Annotated in this window: 13 protein-coding genes and 2 pseudogenes; 5 read left to right on the top strand and 10 right to left on the bottom strand. The window is 35.9% G+C overall.

Going from position 1 to position 14,905, the window contains the following annotated elements; genetic code table 11:
* Window positions 1–54: 54 nt before the first annotated feature.
* Window positions 55–177, top strand: a complete 123-nt coding sequence (locus AC07YC_RS16995; protein WP_494919941.1) for a DUF2196 domain-containing protein — start codon at window positions 55–57, stop codon at window positions 175–177.
* Window positions 178–589: 412 nt separating this feature from the next.
* Here AC07YC_RS16995 and AC07YC_RS17000 read toward each other — a convergent pair whose 3' ends face one another.
* Window positions 590–1,165: a TetR/AcrR family transcriptional regulator gene (locus tag AC07YC_RS17000; protein ID WP_494919942.1), complete on the bottom strand. Its 576-nt coding sequence runs from the start codon at window positions 1,163–1,165 to the stop codon at window positions 590–592.
* Between the two features lie 94 nt (window positions 1,166–1,259).
* On the bottom strand, window positions 1,260–2,270 hold the full coding sequence (locus AC07YC_RS17005; protein WP_494919943.1) for a fumarylacetoacetate hydrolase family protein: 1,011 nt from the start codon (window positions 2,268–2,270) through the stop codon (window positions 1,260–1,262).
* A gap of 166 nt (window positions 2,271–2,436) precedes the next feature.
* Between AC07YC_RS17005 and AC07YC_RS17010 the strand changes: the two genes are divergently transcribed.
* The 3 genes and pseudogenes from AC07YC_RS17010 (at window position 2,437) to AC07YC_RS17020 (ending at window position 5,478) form a co-directional block, all read left to right on the top strand.
* Complete coding sequence (locus AC07YC_RS17010; RefSeq protein WP_494919944.1) at window positions 2,437–3,459, top strand: MBL fold metallo-hydrolase; 1,023 nt, start codon at window positions 2,437–2,439, stop codon at window positions 3,457–3,459.
* Between the two features lie 65 nt (window positions 3,460–3,524).
* A pseudogene (locus tag AC07YC_RS17015) lies at window positions 3,525–3,694 on the top strand (AAA family ATPase); the annotation flags it as partial.
* A gap of 866 nt (window positions 3,695–4,560) precedes the next feature.
* Window positions 4,561–5,478: a Gfo/Idh/MocA family protein gene (locus tag AC07YC_RS17020; protein WP_494919945.1), complete on the top strand. Its 918-nt coding sequence runs from the start codon at window positions 4,561–4,563 to the stop codon at window positions 5,476–5,478.
* A gap of 623 nt (window positions 5,479–6,101) precedes the next feature.
* On the opposite strand, the pseudogene AC07YC_RS17025 reads toward AC07YC_RS17020, so the two are convergent.
* From AC07YC_RS17025 to AC07YC_RS17050, 6 genes and pseudogenes are all read right to left on the bottom strand, one after another.
* Window positions 6,102–6,407 (bottom strand): annotated as a pseudogene (locus AC07YC_RS17025) (transposase); the annotation flags it as partial.
* A 299-nt stretch (window positions 6,408–6,706) separates the two neighbouring features.
* Entirely contained in the window at window positions 6,707–7,276 is a 570-nt protein-coding gene (locus AC07YC_RS17030; protein WP_494919946.1) for a YdeI/OmpD-associated family protein, read from the bottom strand.
* Window positions 7,261–8,193 (bottom strand): alpha/beta fold hydrolase, encoded by a 933-nt coding sequence (locus AC07YC_RS17035; RefSeq protein WP_494919947.1) that lies wholly within the window; start codon window positions 8,191–8,193, stop codon window positions 7,261–7,263. Before AC07YC_RS17035 ends, AC07YC_RS17030 begins: the two co-directional genes overlap by 16 nt.
* Window positions 8,194–8,284: 91 nt before the next feature.
* Window positions 8,285–9,214 carry a helix-turn-helix transcriptional regulator gene (locus AC07YC_RS17040; protein WP_494919948.1) on the bottom strand — a complete coding sequence of 310 codons (930 nt, stop codon included), beginning with the start codon at window positions 9,212–9,214 and terminating at the stop codon, window positions 8,285–8,287.
* Window positions 9,215–9,889: 675 nt separating this feature from the next.
* Complete coding sequence (locus AC07YC_RS17045; protein ID WP_494919949.1) at window positions 9,890–11,302, bottom strand: serine hydrolase domain-containing protein; 1,413 nt, start codon at window positions 11,300–11,302, stop codon at window positions 9,890–9,892.
* A gap of 53 nt (window positions 11,303–11,355) precedes the next feature.
* Window positions 11,356–11,928 (bottom strand): TetR/AcrR family transcriptional regulator, encoded by a 573-nt coding sequence (locus tag AC07YC_RS17050; protein WP_494919950.1) that lies wholly within the window; start codon window positions 11,926–11,928, stop codon window positions 11,356–11,358.
* Between the two features lie 1,005 nt (window positions 11,929–12,933).
* Between AC07YC_RS17050 and AC07YC_RS17055 the strand changes: the two genes are divergently transcribed.
* Window positions 12,934–13,089 (top strand): hypothetical protein, encoded by a 156-nt coding sequence (locus AC07YC_RS17055; RefSeq protein ID WP_494919951.1) that lies wholly within the window; start codon window positions 12,934–12,936, stop codon window positions 13,087–13,089.
* Window positions 13,090–13,201: 112 nt separating this feature from the next.
* On the opposite strand, the gene AC07YC_RS17060 is transcribed toward AC07YC_RS17055, so the two are convergent.
* Together AC07YC_RS17060 and AC07YC_RS17065 are read right to left on the bottom strand one after the other, a co-directional pair.
* On the bottom strand, window positions 13,202–13,834 hold the full coding sequence (locus tag AC07YC_RS17060; protein ID WP_427485408.1) for a type 1 glutamine amidotransferase family protein: 633 nt from the start codon (window positions 13,832–13,834) through the stop codon (window positions 13,202–13,204).
* A gap of 76 nt (window positions 13,835–13,910) precedes the next feature.
* Entirely contained in the window at window positions 13,911–14,873 is a 963-nt protein-coding gene (locus AC07YC_RS17065) for a helix-turn-helix transcriptional regulator (RefSeq protein ID WP_427485409.1), read from the bottom strand.
* Between the last annotated feature and the right edge of the window lie 32 nt (window positions 14,874–14,905).

Below are 14,905 nucleotides of genomic sequence, written 5' to 3' on the forward strand. Positions count from 1 at the left end.
ACGGACAATATCGGAAAGACATATTACAGGAAAAGCTGTTAATATTGTTAAGGTTTGAAAAAGGGACAATTACCAAAGATATCCTATAAGATATTTAAAAAAACCCTTCCCCACGGTATTAAAGTGAGGCTAACAGCTGGACAGGTTGGACGCATACAGGAAATCCACTCTAAATAAAAGAAGTGAAGAAGCATTCAAGGGTAAACTGTTCCCAGTATGCTTTTTCACTTCTTTTATTCTTTTCATTATATTTGATTTAGCTCAATGCCTCGTTTGTTGAATAAATAACTTTCATAATTTTTATGATTTTATTGTTAACACATTCAACTCATTTCTACAATGAAACTAACTATCGACATTGAATTGGTAAGGTGTATTACCCTATTTTTCAACCAAAGATGTTATTATTTTTCTCATGTTTTTATAAAGTAATTATATTTCGATTTCAGAAAACTCTTTAATACACTAGATAATTAAAAAATCTATTGAATTTTAATCATTTCACTTCATTGGAATATACCTTCTTTTATTACAACGAGTGAAGTAAACCCATAAGAGATTCGTATAAACTGCTACAGCCTTATTATGACTAAGACAATATTGCTTTAACGAACGATGAGACAATGTACTTGTAGAACTCTTCCTCGGTGACGAATTGAGACTGATATTGCTGGTGAATCAGCTCGCTCATCTGAAAGCCGTAGCACGTCGAGAGAAAAGACATGGCGGCAAGACGCGAATCCTGACTCGGTATGATTTTTTTCTTCTGCAGTCGTTCAAAATATTCAACCAGCAAAGAGTGCAGCTTCACCGGCGGCTCGGCCAGCACTCTGTCTAATTCAGGAAATATTCCTTTTTCGCGGATGCCAATCAAAATAATATCCGTATTTTTATGGAAAAACAAGCGGTACTGCTGGCTTACATTCAGCAGATCAACTTCTGGATTATCGGTCGCTTCCTCCATTAACAGTTTCTCAAATTGCGGGATATCCGAATGCCTTTCAATGATAGCTTCCAGTATGCCTTGCTTGCTTCCAAAATTCCGAAAAATTGTAGATTCATTGACTGTAGCCTCCGCTGCAATGGCTTTAGTGCTTACTCCCCGATAGCCATTCTTTTTTATGAGCCGTGTCGCGGCTTCGATGATTCTGTCTGAAGTATGCATTATATTACTCCTTTTGCATATGTTAAGCCTATTATACAACAAGTTATACATATACAATAGGATTCGGGAGCTCATCATCTTCGTAAACGTTTATTTAAGGTAAATCACTTCTTTTTTCCCAGCGACTTGGTTCCGTAATCTTAACTTCATCAGGTACCAATTGCGTGAGCGTGCCTAATTTATCGAACGTAATCTGGATTCGGTCAGAGGGCAACAGCCATTGTTCGGTCTCGATGGCGCAGCAATCCGGTATCGTACCCATTCCTATAATCGTGCCTGGGAGCGGCGTGAAAACTTTGAGAATCTCCTCCATCACCTTTGCAGGGTGCGCGGAATACTCGGATGTGCTTCCCTTCCAGTGCAGTCTCTCTCCAATTCGTACATCCACATCCAGTGCCAGCGGGTTATCGATTTCATCCGGTGTAACCAGAAATGGTCCTATTCCTTTGCTGTTATCAAAATCTTTGCACCGTGTTGGTCCGGTCAACGCCTGAAAATCTGGCCACTGCACATCGCGAGCAGTACTGTCGTTAAAAATTACATATCCAGCAATGCAGTTCCCCTTCCCTGTAACAAAGGCCAGCTCCGGTTCGATATCCAGATAAGAAGAATACGAAGGCCAGTGAATTGTAGCCCCATCGCCAATCAATGCATTATGGTTACATTTGTAATAACTGAAAGTTACTTTATTCGGTTCTTGCTGGAAATTTTCTGCAATTTTTTGTATAAATTCTTCTCTTTCCGCTCCTGTGTATTCTCTTTGCAGCAGATTTACACCAGCATTTCTCAGATGTCTTGGCGTCAATCCGAAATCAATAAGTGCAGCCGGGTTCAAAATAGGTGGCAGCAATTTTACTGCTGCAATTGGACTGATTTCATTTTCATTAAATTGATGCAGCTGTCTAACAGCGTATTGCATCAGCTCCTTAGCGACAGTATGGCTTGCCGGCAAATGTTGTAGATAGCTGTCCATACTTTGTAGACTGTCAACGAATGTCCCCTGCTTTTTCATGATTGCGGCAAAAGACACGACAAATTTCTCGTTAATGACAAGCCCAAAAAAAGATTCTTTCGAAGTTTCGGTGTGAAAGGTTACCAGTTTCATGTTTGAAGCGCCTCCATCCATGTAGTGTGATGTTGTTCAGTTATTATCATATTACATAGATTGGATGCACGCAAGTGCTCGCTTGCTTTTTATTTTCCATTCTCTATAATAAAGATGTAGTCAGTGTGACTAACTCCAAAAAACATATATGCAAAGGAGAATTGTTATGCAGTATAGAAGTATTATTCAAAAACCTCGGGTTAAATTTTTTGAAGTCGCGGATGGCGTCTTTGCCGGTATTTCGCCGTATCGTGGCATCAGTTGGGCCAATGCTGGGTTTATCAACAAAGGAGAAGGTTTGGTGTATGACACGTTCTTTGATCTGTTCCATGCGCAAGAAATGCGAGATGCTTTTAAGGAAGTAAGCAATGGCCGCTCTCCCGCCTATGTAGTGAACTCGCATTATAACAGCGACCATACATGGGGGAACAAAGTGTTTGAAGAAGCCTGCATTATTATGCATAAGGAAGCTGCCAGGGAGCGTCTTACTGAGAATATCACGTGGATGGATAGCGTCATCAAAAGAGGGAAGAATTCTCCGGAATCGACTCAGGGAGAGCAGTTTTTTGCAGCAGAATTTGAAGGATTTGACCTGGAGGGAGTAGAATGGGTGCACCCGAATATTGAGATAAAGGACGATATCAACATACGGCTTGGCGATACGGAGGTTATGATTTACAATGTAGCTCCTGCCCACTCTGACAGTGATTTGCTGTTATGGATGCCAAAAGAAAAAGTGCTGTTCGCCGGCGATGTCGTGTTTAACGGTTGTACGGCATACAGTGAAGAAGGAACCCTCAACTGGATACAAGTACTTGATCGCATTATTGATGACATTAAACCTGAAATTGTTGTTCCAGGACATGGCGCCATATGCGGCCTAGACTTCGTGAAGGAACAGAGAGATTATCTCTTGAACTTGATAAGCGAATTCAACAAGCATTACAATGACGAGATTGATTCCTTATCCCTGACTAAGGAAATCGATATTTCCCGCTTCCTTCATTGGATTCAGCCAGAACGTTTGTATGTTACGGTGGATATTCTCTTAAAAAGTAAACGCGGGTTGCCTTCTCTTCCCAATTGGAACGAGGTTCCTACAAAACTGGAAGACATGAAAGCTTTTTTATCCGAGAAATATGGCAATCGTATCAAGCCATGGGACCCTATGAGCGTGTGGCAAGAATAGAGTAAGCATCTACAGAGGCTATTGGATTTGTATATCTCTTACCACAAATAATACAAAGAAATTCTATAAATCTTGAAAATTTTTCTGATTACGAGGCAATTACCAGTATTATTAAGATTAAAGGAGGAAGCTTTAGACTTCTCAGATTAAAAGAATACTTGAGATTAATTATCTTAATACGATTACTACAGAAGTTGTTGAAGCAGCACAAGAAAGTTTAGTTATCGGAATTAAATATAGAAACATACTAACATTAGTAGTACAAACCAAGGCCATGGTTTGTGCTACTATTTTTTTATATTTAAAATGCAAAACAACACCTAAAGTGACACATTTTTAATGTATAAACTTGTCTAAAATAAAATTTATCTTCATTCAAAAGATAGATTTCATCTTCTGTTAACGCTCTTGGAATTTCTGCATTCAGATGTTCCGCAGTAATTGCACTTGCAGAAACTGATTGTACCCCATGTTAGTAGGAAGGATCGAATGCCGTATGAAATACCTTATGGGCCTGAGGATAAAATAAATAACACTCTCCTAAAAAAACCCTCAATCATCTAGCATAAATTCCACTTCCCTTTAAACCAAGTATTTCCGTTACTTTGAGCACAAAAATTCAGAATCACAATCAAATTTCAACCCAAATATCAGAATGATCTAAAGATGTTGTTCCACAATCTGACCCGTTTGTGGAACAATAAAAACCCTGCATACCAAAACACAGGATTTTACTTAAATCTATTTATTAACGTCATATTTACATCCAATTCTAATTGCCTTTTCATTGAGTAAATAGTGTTTCTAGGAAGATCTGTTTCTCTGTGAATATTCACTACTGATTCATTTTGTTTTAATAATTGGACCACAACATGATCAGTCCTTTCCCTTTGCTTCAGCATGATATTTTCTAGGCTCAAAAGCTTGCTGCGAACATTTACTTTTATAAATAGAAGGAAACCAATATTATTTAAAATTTTAAAGAAGATGAGACCTGTGTACCATCTTTTTTAATGAAATTGACCAAACTCAATTGTATACTAAAAGTTAGTAATGAAATTATTATGGTACCAAATCTAGATATGATAAAGGATGATCAATTTGATAAAACCTAGAATCGGAATGGTAGGACTGGGTGGTATCGCTCAGAAAGCATATTTGCCTATTCTTTCAAAAGAAACAGATTGGACATTTGTGGGTGCATTTTCACCTAGTAGAGAAAAGAGAAAAGCAATCTGCAATCAGTATCGTATACAAGACTTTGATAGCTTACCAGCATTAGCTCAAGAGTGCGATGCCATGTTTGTACACAGCTCCACAGAATCACATTATGAAGTAGTTTCAGAACTGCTTAACAAGGGGATAGATGTATATGTCGATAAACCATTGGCAGCATCTATTTCAGAGGCGGAAAAATTAGTCGAATTAAGTGAAAAATTAGGACGAAAGCTTATGGTTGGATTTAATCGTCGTTTTGCTCCTATGTATATAAAAGCAAAGGAAAAAGCGAATAAAATGGCTTGGGTACGTGTTGAAAAGCATAGAACGGATAGTGTGGGTCCATATTCTTACGAGTTCACCATGTTAGATGATTATCTTCACTTAGTCGATACAGTTCGTTGGTTAAGTAATGGAGATCTAAGTGTCCAGTATGGGCATGTTCATACAAATGGTGAAAACCAACTTTTATTTGCCCAGCATATGTACGAAACTTCTCAAAATATCTCCTTCACCACTGCTATGCATAGAAAAGCAGGATCGAATTTAGAACAAATAGAATGGGTAACAGACGGTGCAATTATCCGTGTGAAAAATATGAATACAACAGAAATCGAAGAAGAAAATGCAGTTTCTACAACTGTTTCTTCTACTTGGGAAACAACTCTAAAACAACGAGGCTTTGAAGATGCTGTCCAGCATTTCATTTATTGTATTCAAAATGATGAGCAACCTCTTGTGGATGGATTAGAAGGTTTAAAATCTCAGCTACTTGTCGATCAACTACTAAAACAAAAATAATTAATATTCTTATGTAACTGGTGTACAAAACTGATTTTAAAGTCAGCTTTTAACGTGAAAATAGAGTTATTCTTTTAAAACCTCAAACAAGTATAACCCCGTTCTAAGCAAGGAACGGGGTTACAAATAGAGGAGTTTAATTTTGATGCAGGATACTTCTCTACACTAAAAAATTTAAAAAATAGTTTAAAAACTAAATTTCACTCTACACAACAATCGTCTTTAGCATGTTAAAAAAAAGCAACCCGTTAGTAAAATAAGGTACTTACGTTATAGCATCGATAAATAAATTGAAAAATATAATAATCAATAAAAATACATGTATCCACACTGTACATTTTACGATTAATACCGCCCAAACATTCTTTCGAAAACTATAGTGAAGAACAATAGAAAAAAATAAAAGACATACTATTCCACAAAGGACACTACCATCTAAAAACAATAAACCTGAATTTATCAATACCGATATAATAAATAAAAAGGTATATACCTTATATATCCTTTCTTTTCTTTGTCTCTTGTGTTGAAATTGATATAGTATTTTTCACCTCGTACACTCCATTGAATACTTTACCTGTCAAATCTTAACAATGGTATGTCAACACTAAACTGGACAAAAATTATAAGGTCTGTTGCTTGAATTCCACTGGAGTTAAATAGCCTAGTGTCCCGTGAATTCGAATGTTATTGAACCAATGAACATAATCATCAAGTTCAAGAGCGAGCTGTTCAAGAGTAGCGAAATGTCCTCCGTTAGCGAATTCGGTTTTAAATACCTTAAACATCGCCTCAGCCACGGCGTTATCATAAGGGCATCCCTTCATGCTCAGGGATCGCTGGATTCCGAATGTTTCTAGGGCTTTTGAAATGAGCTTATTATCAAACTCTTTTCCTCGGTCTGTATGAAACATTTGTATGTCGTTCAAGTTACCTAGCCCTTATTTTTTATGTCCAACTTAGTGTAGCCGATTCAAAGAATCCCTTTTGAAAAAAGATTGATCAAAAGGGATTCTTCTTTAGCAGTTTTAAGTTAGGTTTTATAAAAAAGTTTGATTACTTTCTACCTGTGTTGCTCCACAATCGCGCCCGATTGTTGAGTAACAATGAATCATTAATTAAACAATGACTTTTTCTTATATTTCTAGGCAAAAGGTAATCCAGTGTCTTTTTTGACTGGTAGTGCATCAATGTCCGTTCTTGACCCAATTATTGGATGGTCTTTATGCTAGGGTCTTAATATTTCTCCCTTGTCCCATGAAACAATTAATCGATTCAATCTTCTTAGCCGAGTTTCTTCTTTTTTAGCACTCATTACCCACCAAATAGAATCTCTTCTGTACGAAGGTGGAAGCTGATTAAAAAATTCCCAAGAACTTGGATTTTTTCTAATTTCATCCTCACATTCTTTCGTTAAAGTAACGTTCCTATGAACGGAAGAATAACCTGTTTGATCCTTTCTTTGATTGAAAACAGTCAATCCCTCAGGCCTCATTTGATTGTGTTCTATCAGTTTATGCACCTTTTGCACATTAACTTTACTCCAGAGGCTATTAGGCTTACGTGGAGTAAAGCGAATTTTATAGCAATCTTCATCAACTCTTTTTCGTATCCCATCAATCCAACCAAATGACAGTGCACAATCTACTGATTCGGACCAAGTGAGACTTGCTTTATTGGTCTTTTTCTTAACAAAAACTACCCAAATTTCACTAGCTGTTTGGTGATGAATATCCAACCAATCAATAAATTCTGTTTGATTACTAAAAAATAGCACTTCACTCATTTTTCCAGCCATTCTAAAATCATTTGATTAAGCTCTTCAGGTCTTTCTTCTTGAATCCAATGACCAGTGTTTAAACTCTTAATGTCTATATTAGGTACAAAATCTTTTATATTTGGAAGCGGCGGAATAATATCTTTCTCACCATAAATCATCAATGTTGGCTGATGAAGAATAGGAGATACGTCACCTAATAAATACCAATTACGATTTAAATTTCTGTACCAATTGATGCTTGGAGTGAAACCTGTCTTATTGAAGGCTGTGATATAAACAGAAAGATCATCATCGCTCATAACAGGTTCACCTAACGGCTGGGTTGCTTTAGCTAGATTAATCATTTCCATTCCTTCAACAGAGCCTTGTGATGGAACATTCTTTCGATATAAGTTACGAAGAAATTGGGCTGCATTTTCGTCTAATACAGCATCTGCAACACCTGGTTGTTTGTTAAAGTGAACAAAATAGTAATCATCGCCAAAAGCTTCTTCCATAAAATCAATCCAAGGTCTCTCTCCTCGAACTTGGTAGGGCAAGCATAAGTTAATCATTTTATTAACACGTTCTGGATGCAGCAAAGCCATACTCCAAACAACACTTGCGCCCCAATCATGGCCCATAAAAATGGCATCTTTGTATTGGTAGTGATCCAAAAGAGCAACAAGATCACCCGTTAAATGTTCAATATCATATTTTGTGACTTCTTTTGGACAAGAAGACTTTCCATACCCTCGTTGATTAGGAATAATAATGTGATAACCTGCTTCTACAAGAGGAGTCACTTGATGTCTCCAAGAAAAGGCATGCTCTGGCCATCCGTGGCAGAGAACGATAGGTTGCCCCCCATTTTTTTGTCCAGCTTCAAAAACCTCTAGCTCCACACCGTTACCCGAGATAAGTGTTGGTGTTGGAAATTCATAATTGTTTGTCATTTAACATCCTCCTAATTAAAATAAAAGTATCTTACAATGACAATATTATCATGGACGTTTGACAACGGTCTGTCAGCTTTGAGAAACTCACTTAATGATATTTGTCAGCCATCAATCTGATTTTGGAAGCAATTTTTTTGCGCATTTCTTTTGGAGCTAAGACCTCTATATGCTCTCCAAAACTAAATATGAGAGAGAACAACCATTCTTTTTCGGGGAATGTAGCTGTAACAAGAAGTTCACCTGTTTCTAACACCGCAATATCTTCTTTATTAAAAACATCCTTCACACGAGACTTCATTTGAGGGGAAACTTTTAAGACAATTGTTGTCATTGTTGTTTGTTCATTTAATAATGCTATAATCTCGTGATAGGATTTTTCTCGACGTTCAAATGAGTGATTTTCAATGTGAAAATCACTTATACGGGAAACTCTAAATATTCTGAAGTCTTCTTTTAAAAGACAATAAGCAAATAAATACCAAGTATAATTTTTAAATATGAGCGACATAGGCTCAACTTGTCTTTTGCTGACGATATTATCATAATTTCTGTAGTCAATAGTCAGTAAATTAGTCTGTGTAATAGCTTTCCTTAGCGTCTTAACTAATGCTTTTTGATTTGGAGAGTCTCCATAAGGATGTAAATCAATGATGATTTGTTCCATATGCAGCTTTAGATAATCTACCTTGTTTTCAGGAATGATATTTTGTAGTTTTTCTATGGATGATTCTAACTCAATGTCGTCAACTGTGAAATTAATATCCTTGAGAACAGAAAGAAGGGAGGACAGGTTATTAAGAGTTAGTACTTGATGATTTAATTTATAACTCTCATAAATGCTGAATCCACCATTGTTTCCGGAATGGGAAATGATGGGAATACCAGCTAGATTGATTGTTTCAATATCTCGGTAAATAGTCCGGACCGACACTTCAAATTTCTCAGCCAATTCATTTGCTGTTACACGATTTCTATTAAGTAACATCACAATAATGGTTAACATACGTTCTATTTTCATCTTGTTCTCCTTAAAAATATAATTTTATATTATGTAGTAGAATCAATTTCATAATACGCACTTTTAAAAAATCATAAAGAAACAGAATTTCGATGATTTCTTAGAAAAACGTATAAATAGCTAATTATGCTACAGAAAGTTGTAGTTGGGAAAGCCGATCAACCGACCTTTTCATCACAACATCTAGGATTGGATGAATGTCAATACCGGATAAAACCGAATTAAAACGTTGAGTAGGTTCCAAATCGATAAAACTTGCATGTCAAACAGGCTTTCTTGTCGTATAATGGACATAGGGGTATCTCTCCAGTCTGTTAATGTGTGTGTCGTAACTCTCATTAAACAGGATTTGGGGAGGTACCCTATTTTTTTGTCGTTTTATACTTAGAGCCCAAAGGGCTCAGAGATATGAAATTGATTCATCTACATTTAAATTTTAAACTAACCTGCTTCGTTAGTTTAAGTACATTAATTCACACTATAACCTAAATTTTAACATAATTACCCTTAATTTCCTCAACGATGTTATTCAACAAACGGGCCCTTAAATGAAGAAAGACGCATTCCTCCTTACTAAAGAAATGCGCCCGATTGTTGAAAATCGTGGATGACTTGATTTCTTTCATAAGGTTCTGCTCTCACTACTTGCCCTTTAACGCCTTCATAGGTCGAAATTCATGCATTATTTTTTCGTTTCATAGCAATAAAAAGGAAGGTTAAGAGACTGTTAACTGCCAATATCGCGATTAAACATTGAATGAGAAATTCCACGTCTGGAAGAAAAAGACCAACCGTCCTCCATGAAATATCCAAACTATATGTGAATGATGGAATCAGTCCGACAGCCAAAATGGCGGATAGGATTCCCGTAGACACCCATACCTTTTTATTTATTGTAATTCTACGTTTTAAACGGATTAAACTAATTACAGATATAAAAGCCAACAATAATATAACACCAAGCGTAATCCATTGCGTGCTAACGTTTAGTTGTACTAAATCCGGATTTTCCCCATTCATAATGGATCGAATTCCCTCCATTATGCTTAAATACGAAACAGCTTCTAATTCATGGTATTTATTCATTAAAAGAACGGCACCTAGACCTCGTTCCGGGATAAAGAATATTTCTGATTTATATTCAGGCGTTGCACCCGTGTGGTAAGGATACTTATTTCCCCATCTTGGGAAGTGCCAGCCCAGACCATATCGTCCACCATTTTCTGGTGGTGTTTGTAGTTGTTTCAAACTTTGTTGTGATAGTAATTGTCCGCCGTCTAGCATGAATTTTATAAATTTGGTCAGGTCACTGGCGGTTGATGACATATAACCATAAGGCGCTCCCGATTGATCATACAATCCATCACCTTTAACAGGTAGGCCAAACCATGAATGAAAGCCGGGCACAAATCCTCTTTCCACTGCACGTTCATAATCGGCAGACGTATTGTTCATACCAAGAGGAGAGAAAATATGAGTTTCCATAAATGCTGAGAATGACTGGTTGGACACTTCCTCAATAATAGCTCCTAAGAGTAAATAGTTAGCTGAATTATATTCATATGCCTCACCCGGAATACGGCTTAACTGTACTCCGCTCAGTTCTGTCACTGCTTGAGTAATACCATTCTCTTTATCACGTCCTTGTCGATCTGTCACTTTCATTCCATCATAAGCGCTAATACCGCTTGTTTGTTCTAATAGATGTCGTACGGTGATTGATTTTGTGCCATCTGTTTGATAAGTAAACCAAGGGATGTACGTTTCTATCGGTTCATCTAGTTTGATTTCTCCATCTTCTACCAACATCATAATAGCAAGTGAAGTCAAAGGCTTGCTTACTGACCCTATAAGAAAAGTCGAGTCCTCCGTTACGACTGACCCGTCACTCATTGTCCCCCAGCTATCCTGAAAGATGGTCTGACCGTTATGTATTACTTCCAGCGAAGCCCCAGGAATATAATACTTTTCTAGCGCCTCGTTCATAAATGTTTCGATTTGTTGAGCAGTATCATCACCTGCAGCAGCTAGAGAAAGTGAAGGGGCGATGAGTAGAAAGAAGAATAAACATATTACTAATCTTTTCATATTATTACCTTTCATGTTAATTTACTTGTATATTCAGGTGAACAGATAAACTGTTAAACAGAATGAGACTTGCTTAAATAAAGCTCAAGGAGCTCAATTAATAATCTATATGAGTGGTCGATATCAAATTGATCGTCGATAATTTTCTGAAGGGCTAGCCCGTCGAAGCAAGCTAATAGTATACTGGCAAGCGCAGAAGCATTATGGGAATTGCCAACTAAATGCTGCAACGGTACAGAAAGACTATCTTTCCCATTCTTGAGAATAGACGCTACTTGCTGTTCAAGATGGCCACTTTCGCTTTTTATTCCTAAAGAAAAAATTTCATATCGCCAACGATACCAGTCGGGATTGTCTACCGCTCTGGATTTGATTTCAAGTAGAACTGCCTCAGTATCTACAGAGTCATCAGGCTGTCCGTTATATTGCCTTTGGTAATGCTTTTGAATTTCATCTTGTACGGAAAGCAACAGTTCTTCTTTATTTTTAAAATAATAATGAACAAGTCCCGATGTCATATCTGCTTCGTTTGCGATATCTTTGATTGAAGCGTTGGCATATCCTTTTCTTACAAATACTTTGTAAGCCGCCTCGATTAACCGTTTTCTTTTGTCCTGTGTACTCATACAATTCCTCCTTTTTTGGTTGGTTGACCAATAAAATTGTAACACTCTATAGAATAAAGTCAATAATTGGATGTTGTTTAATTTCTTACATAACTTTACTCAAAAATCTGGCCCATTAATGAAAGCGAGCGCTGATTCTAGTTACAGAATCGCGCCCTTTAAAAGAAAAAGACGCGTTCCTAAATAAAAGCGCACGATTGTTGAGTACCTTATTGAAAATAAGTACCCGTTAGCTTAATAAACATCTGTTGTTCTTCATCCAAAAAAAGTTGCAGTGGATAAATTTAATAGTGGTACTACTATTATCGCTAAACCTAAACTTACTTCACAACTTACAATATAAAACATTTTTTCATTATATTCCAATATTATTGATAACGCTTTCTAAACATGGTATTTTTATATAAAGGAGGTAATTATATGAGATATTTATTTGTATTCATTTTTTTATTAATAGGTATTTGGCAGCTAATAATAACCTGGCGAACATTCACAGGTCTCAAGAAAGACGGAGATAAAAGTACTTCTCCTTTTATTATACTAGGCCTGTGGAATAGTTTACTATTTGCCATAATTTTTATTGCTGTTTCACTCGGATGTTTCTTCATCAATTTTTAAATATTTCTACTTAAAATTTATTTGGTTTGTTCATTACTTTACAAAAAATTTGATAAGCCAATCTCGTTTCTGAGACGTCTTAAGCATTATATTAAGTATCGAACCAATACACGTACAAACCAAAAATCCAAACAAAGCATACATGAGTAATCCCATAAAATACCTCCAAACTTCTACTATGTAATCTTTTACTATAAATTCTTATTCAACTAAACTGCCTCGTTAGTTCAATAAGAAAAATGAGCTACCCAAGCAGCTCAATTCACTTCAAGTAAAGCACCCCATAACCTGCACCGTTAGTTAAAGTGTCATTCTTCACAATCTGACCTATATGTTAACATAAATATCCAGATCTTTTAAAAGAGGTGTTCAATTATATGCCCTTCAATGGAAGAAGGCGCATTCCTTATTAAAGAAATGCGCCCGATTCTTGAAGATCATTCCAACATTATTACCAAAGAAAAAAGCACACCTATATGTAATAAGATTAAAAAAGATTTAGTTACCAATTCTATTTATAAAAACTTCAGGAATGCTTTGTAAGTTTTTTACTTACATAAACATATTTAAGTAATATACAAAAACCATGCTTTGACATTGTCTAAAGCATGGTTTTTATTTGAACTAATATAAAAATGCTAAGTTGATTTTTAGATCAGCTATTTATTGAATTCATTAACTGGAAGAAGTATTCAGTTTTATGAGTCTTATTTAGGTTATACCATGAATGCAATGTGTCGGGTGTAAATACATCTAATTTTTTCAGTACTTCCATAGTAAATTCTAGAGGTGCTACCCCTGATGCAGTAATCAAATTCACACCTGATACCGCAGGTCCCATCTCATGAAATTTTTCTCCTTTATAATTAGGACAGACCATTTTAATATACTCTAAGTCATTGCTTGTGTGTTTTCTAGAATCTAAGTATCCCATATTCGCGAGAGCCTCAGTTGCACCACAAATTGCAGCAACAATAGTACCAAGTTTTAAAGCTTCGCCAATTCTTCTTAAGATAGGTTGATGAATATCTTCTCTCCAAGTAGTCCCACCAGGTAAGACTAAAAGATCTTTACTCTTAAGCGTACATTCATCAAGAGAAATATCTGGTTGTATGCTCAGTCCTCCCATTGTAGTAATCATTTCTTTATTAGCTCCTACTGTAACTACTTTTAATGGGGCTAAATCTTTTTTGAAATATCTCCCTGAGTTTAGTTCAGCAATTAAATATCCATATTCCCAGTCTGACATTGTATTAAATACATAAAGATAAACTTTTTTTGTTTGCATTAAATAACTCTCCTATCCCAATTGATATACCTAGTATAATACAACTTCCCTGACAACTAACGTCAGGGAAGTTGTATTATACTTGATGAAATTTTATTAATTCCGACAGAACTTCAATCAGTCTTTTCTTAAGACTTATTGGCTCAATAACTTGAATAGATTTACCATACGGTAAAAGTAAATATGGTACATATGTATGTATAATATCCTTTTCAAGAAGAAATACTGCTTGATTAGAAGTACGTTCTTGTAAATAATGTCCTAAAAACCAATGTTGGCAAATATCTCCCAACGTACCTGTATTCCCATTAATAACTAAAGAAGTAATCCCTTCCTTATCTTCTATAGTTGGAAGGAGGTTTTTCATAAAAAAGTCACGTGCTGAAAAATTTTCTGGCCGGTTAAACTTATTTTCGGTTAGCATTAGACTTTCAATTCGATCAATTCTAAAACTACGGATATCATTCCTAAGATGACAAAATCCAATCACATACCACTTATTATTCCAATAGATAATTCTGTACGGATCGACCAATCTATAATTTAATTGCTTTTCGCCACTTTTATGGTAAAGAATTTTTACTGAGTATACGTCAGCTACGGCCTGCTCCAACTCCTTCAAAAAAGGTTCCATAGAGAGTGAACCTAATCGACTTATTACTTCAAGACTAGTTAAATGTTGATTTATCTTTGTTTCCTGCTCTTGATTTGAGTATTTACTTAGTTTTGAAATGGCCCTATTTAGTGCTTCACCTCCATAATATCCGGCTTCTTCTGCAAAAACAGCAGCGTGGAATAGTGAAGTTTGCTCCTCAAAATCAAAAAAAAGAGGAACTTCAATAAAATTATTTAATAAAGTATATCCACCGTTATGTCCTGTGTCTGAAATTATTGGTACACCACTTGTTGAAAGTGTATCAATATAACGATAAACAGTCCTTATATTCATCTCTAACTTTTCTGCAATTTGTTTTGCAGTAATTTTTTCACCTGAACTAAGCATCCATAGAATTGCTAACATATTGTCAATTTTAGGCATATAAATCCACCTCTATTTGGAATTTACTATCT

This window comes from Lysinibacillus sp. GW247-5R2A (genome assembly GCF_059424475.1).

Coding starts and splice junctions, on each gene's coding strand:
- AC07YC_RS17000 (WP_494919942.1), bottom strand. CDS start 1,165: ATGCATACTTCAGACAGAATCATCGAAGCCGCGACACGGCTCATAAAA.
- AC07YC_RS17005 (WP_494919943.1), bottom strand. CDS start 2,270: ATGAAACTGGTAACCTTTCACACCGAAACTTCGAAAGAATCTTTTTTT.
- AC07YC_RS17010 (WP_494919944.1), top strand. CDS start 2,437: ATGCAGTATAGAAGTATTATTCAAAAACCTCGGGTTAAATTTTTTGAA.
- AC07YC_RS17030 (WP_494919946.1), bottom strand. CDS start 7,276: ATGGCTGGAAAAATGAGTGAAGTGCTATTTTTTAGTAATCAAACAGAA.
- AC07YC_RS17035 (WP_494919947.1), bottom strand. CDS start 8,193: ATGACAAACAATTATGAATTTCCAACACCAACACTTATCTCGGGTAAC.
- AC07YC_RS17040 (WP_494919948.1), bottom strand. CDS start 9,214: ATGAAAATAGAACGTATGTTAACCATTATTGTGATGTTACTTAATAGA.
- AC07YC_RS17045 (WP_494919949.1), bottom strand. CDS start 11,302: ATGAAAAGATTAGTAATATGTTTATTCTTCTTTCTACTCATCGCCCCT.
- AC07YC_RS17050 (WP_494919950.1), bottom strand. CDS start 11,928: ATGAGTACACAGGACAAAAGAAAACGGTTAATCGAGGCGGCTTACAAA.
- AC07YC_RS17055 (WP_494919951.1), top strand. CDS start 12,934: ATGGAAGAAGGCGCATTCCTTATTAAAGAAATGCGCCCGATTCTTGAA.
- AC07YC_RS17060 (WP_427485408.1), bottom strand. CDS start 13,834: ATGCAAACAAAAAAAGTTTATCTTTATGTATTTAATACAATGTCAGAC.
- AC07YC_RS17065 (WP_427485409.1), bottom strand. CDS start 14,873: ATGCCTAAAATTGACAATATGTTAGCAATTCTATGGATGCTTAGTTCA.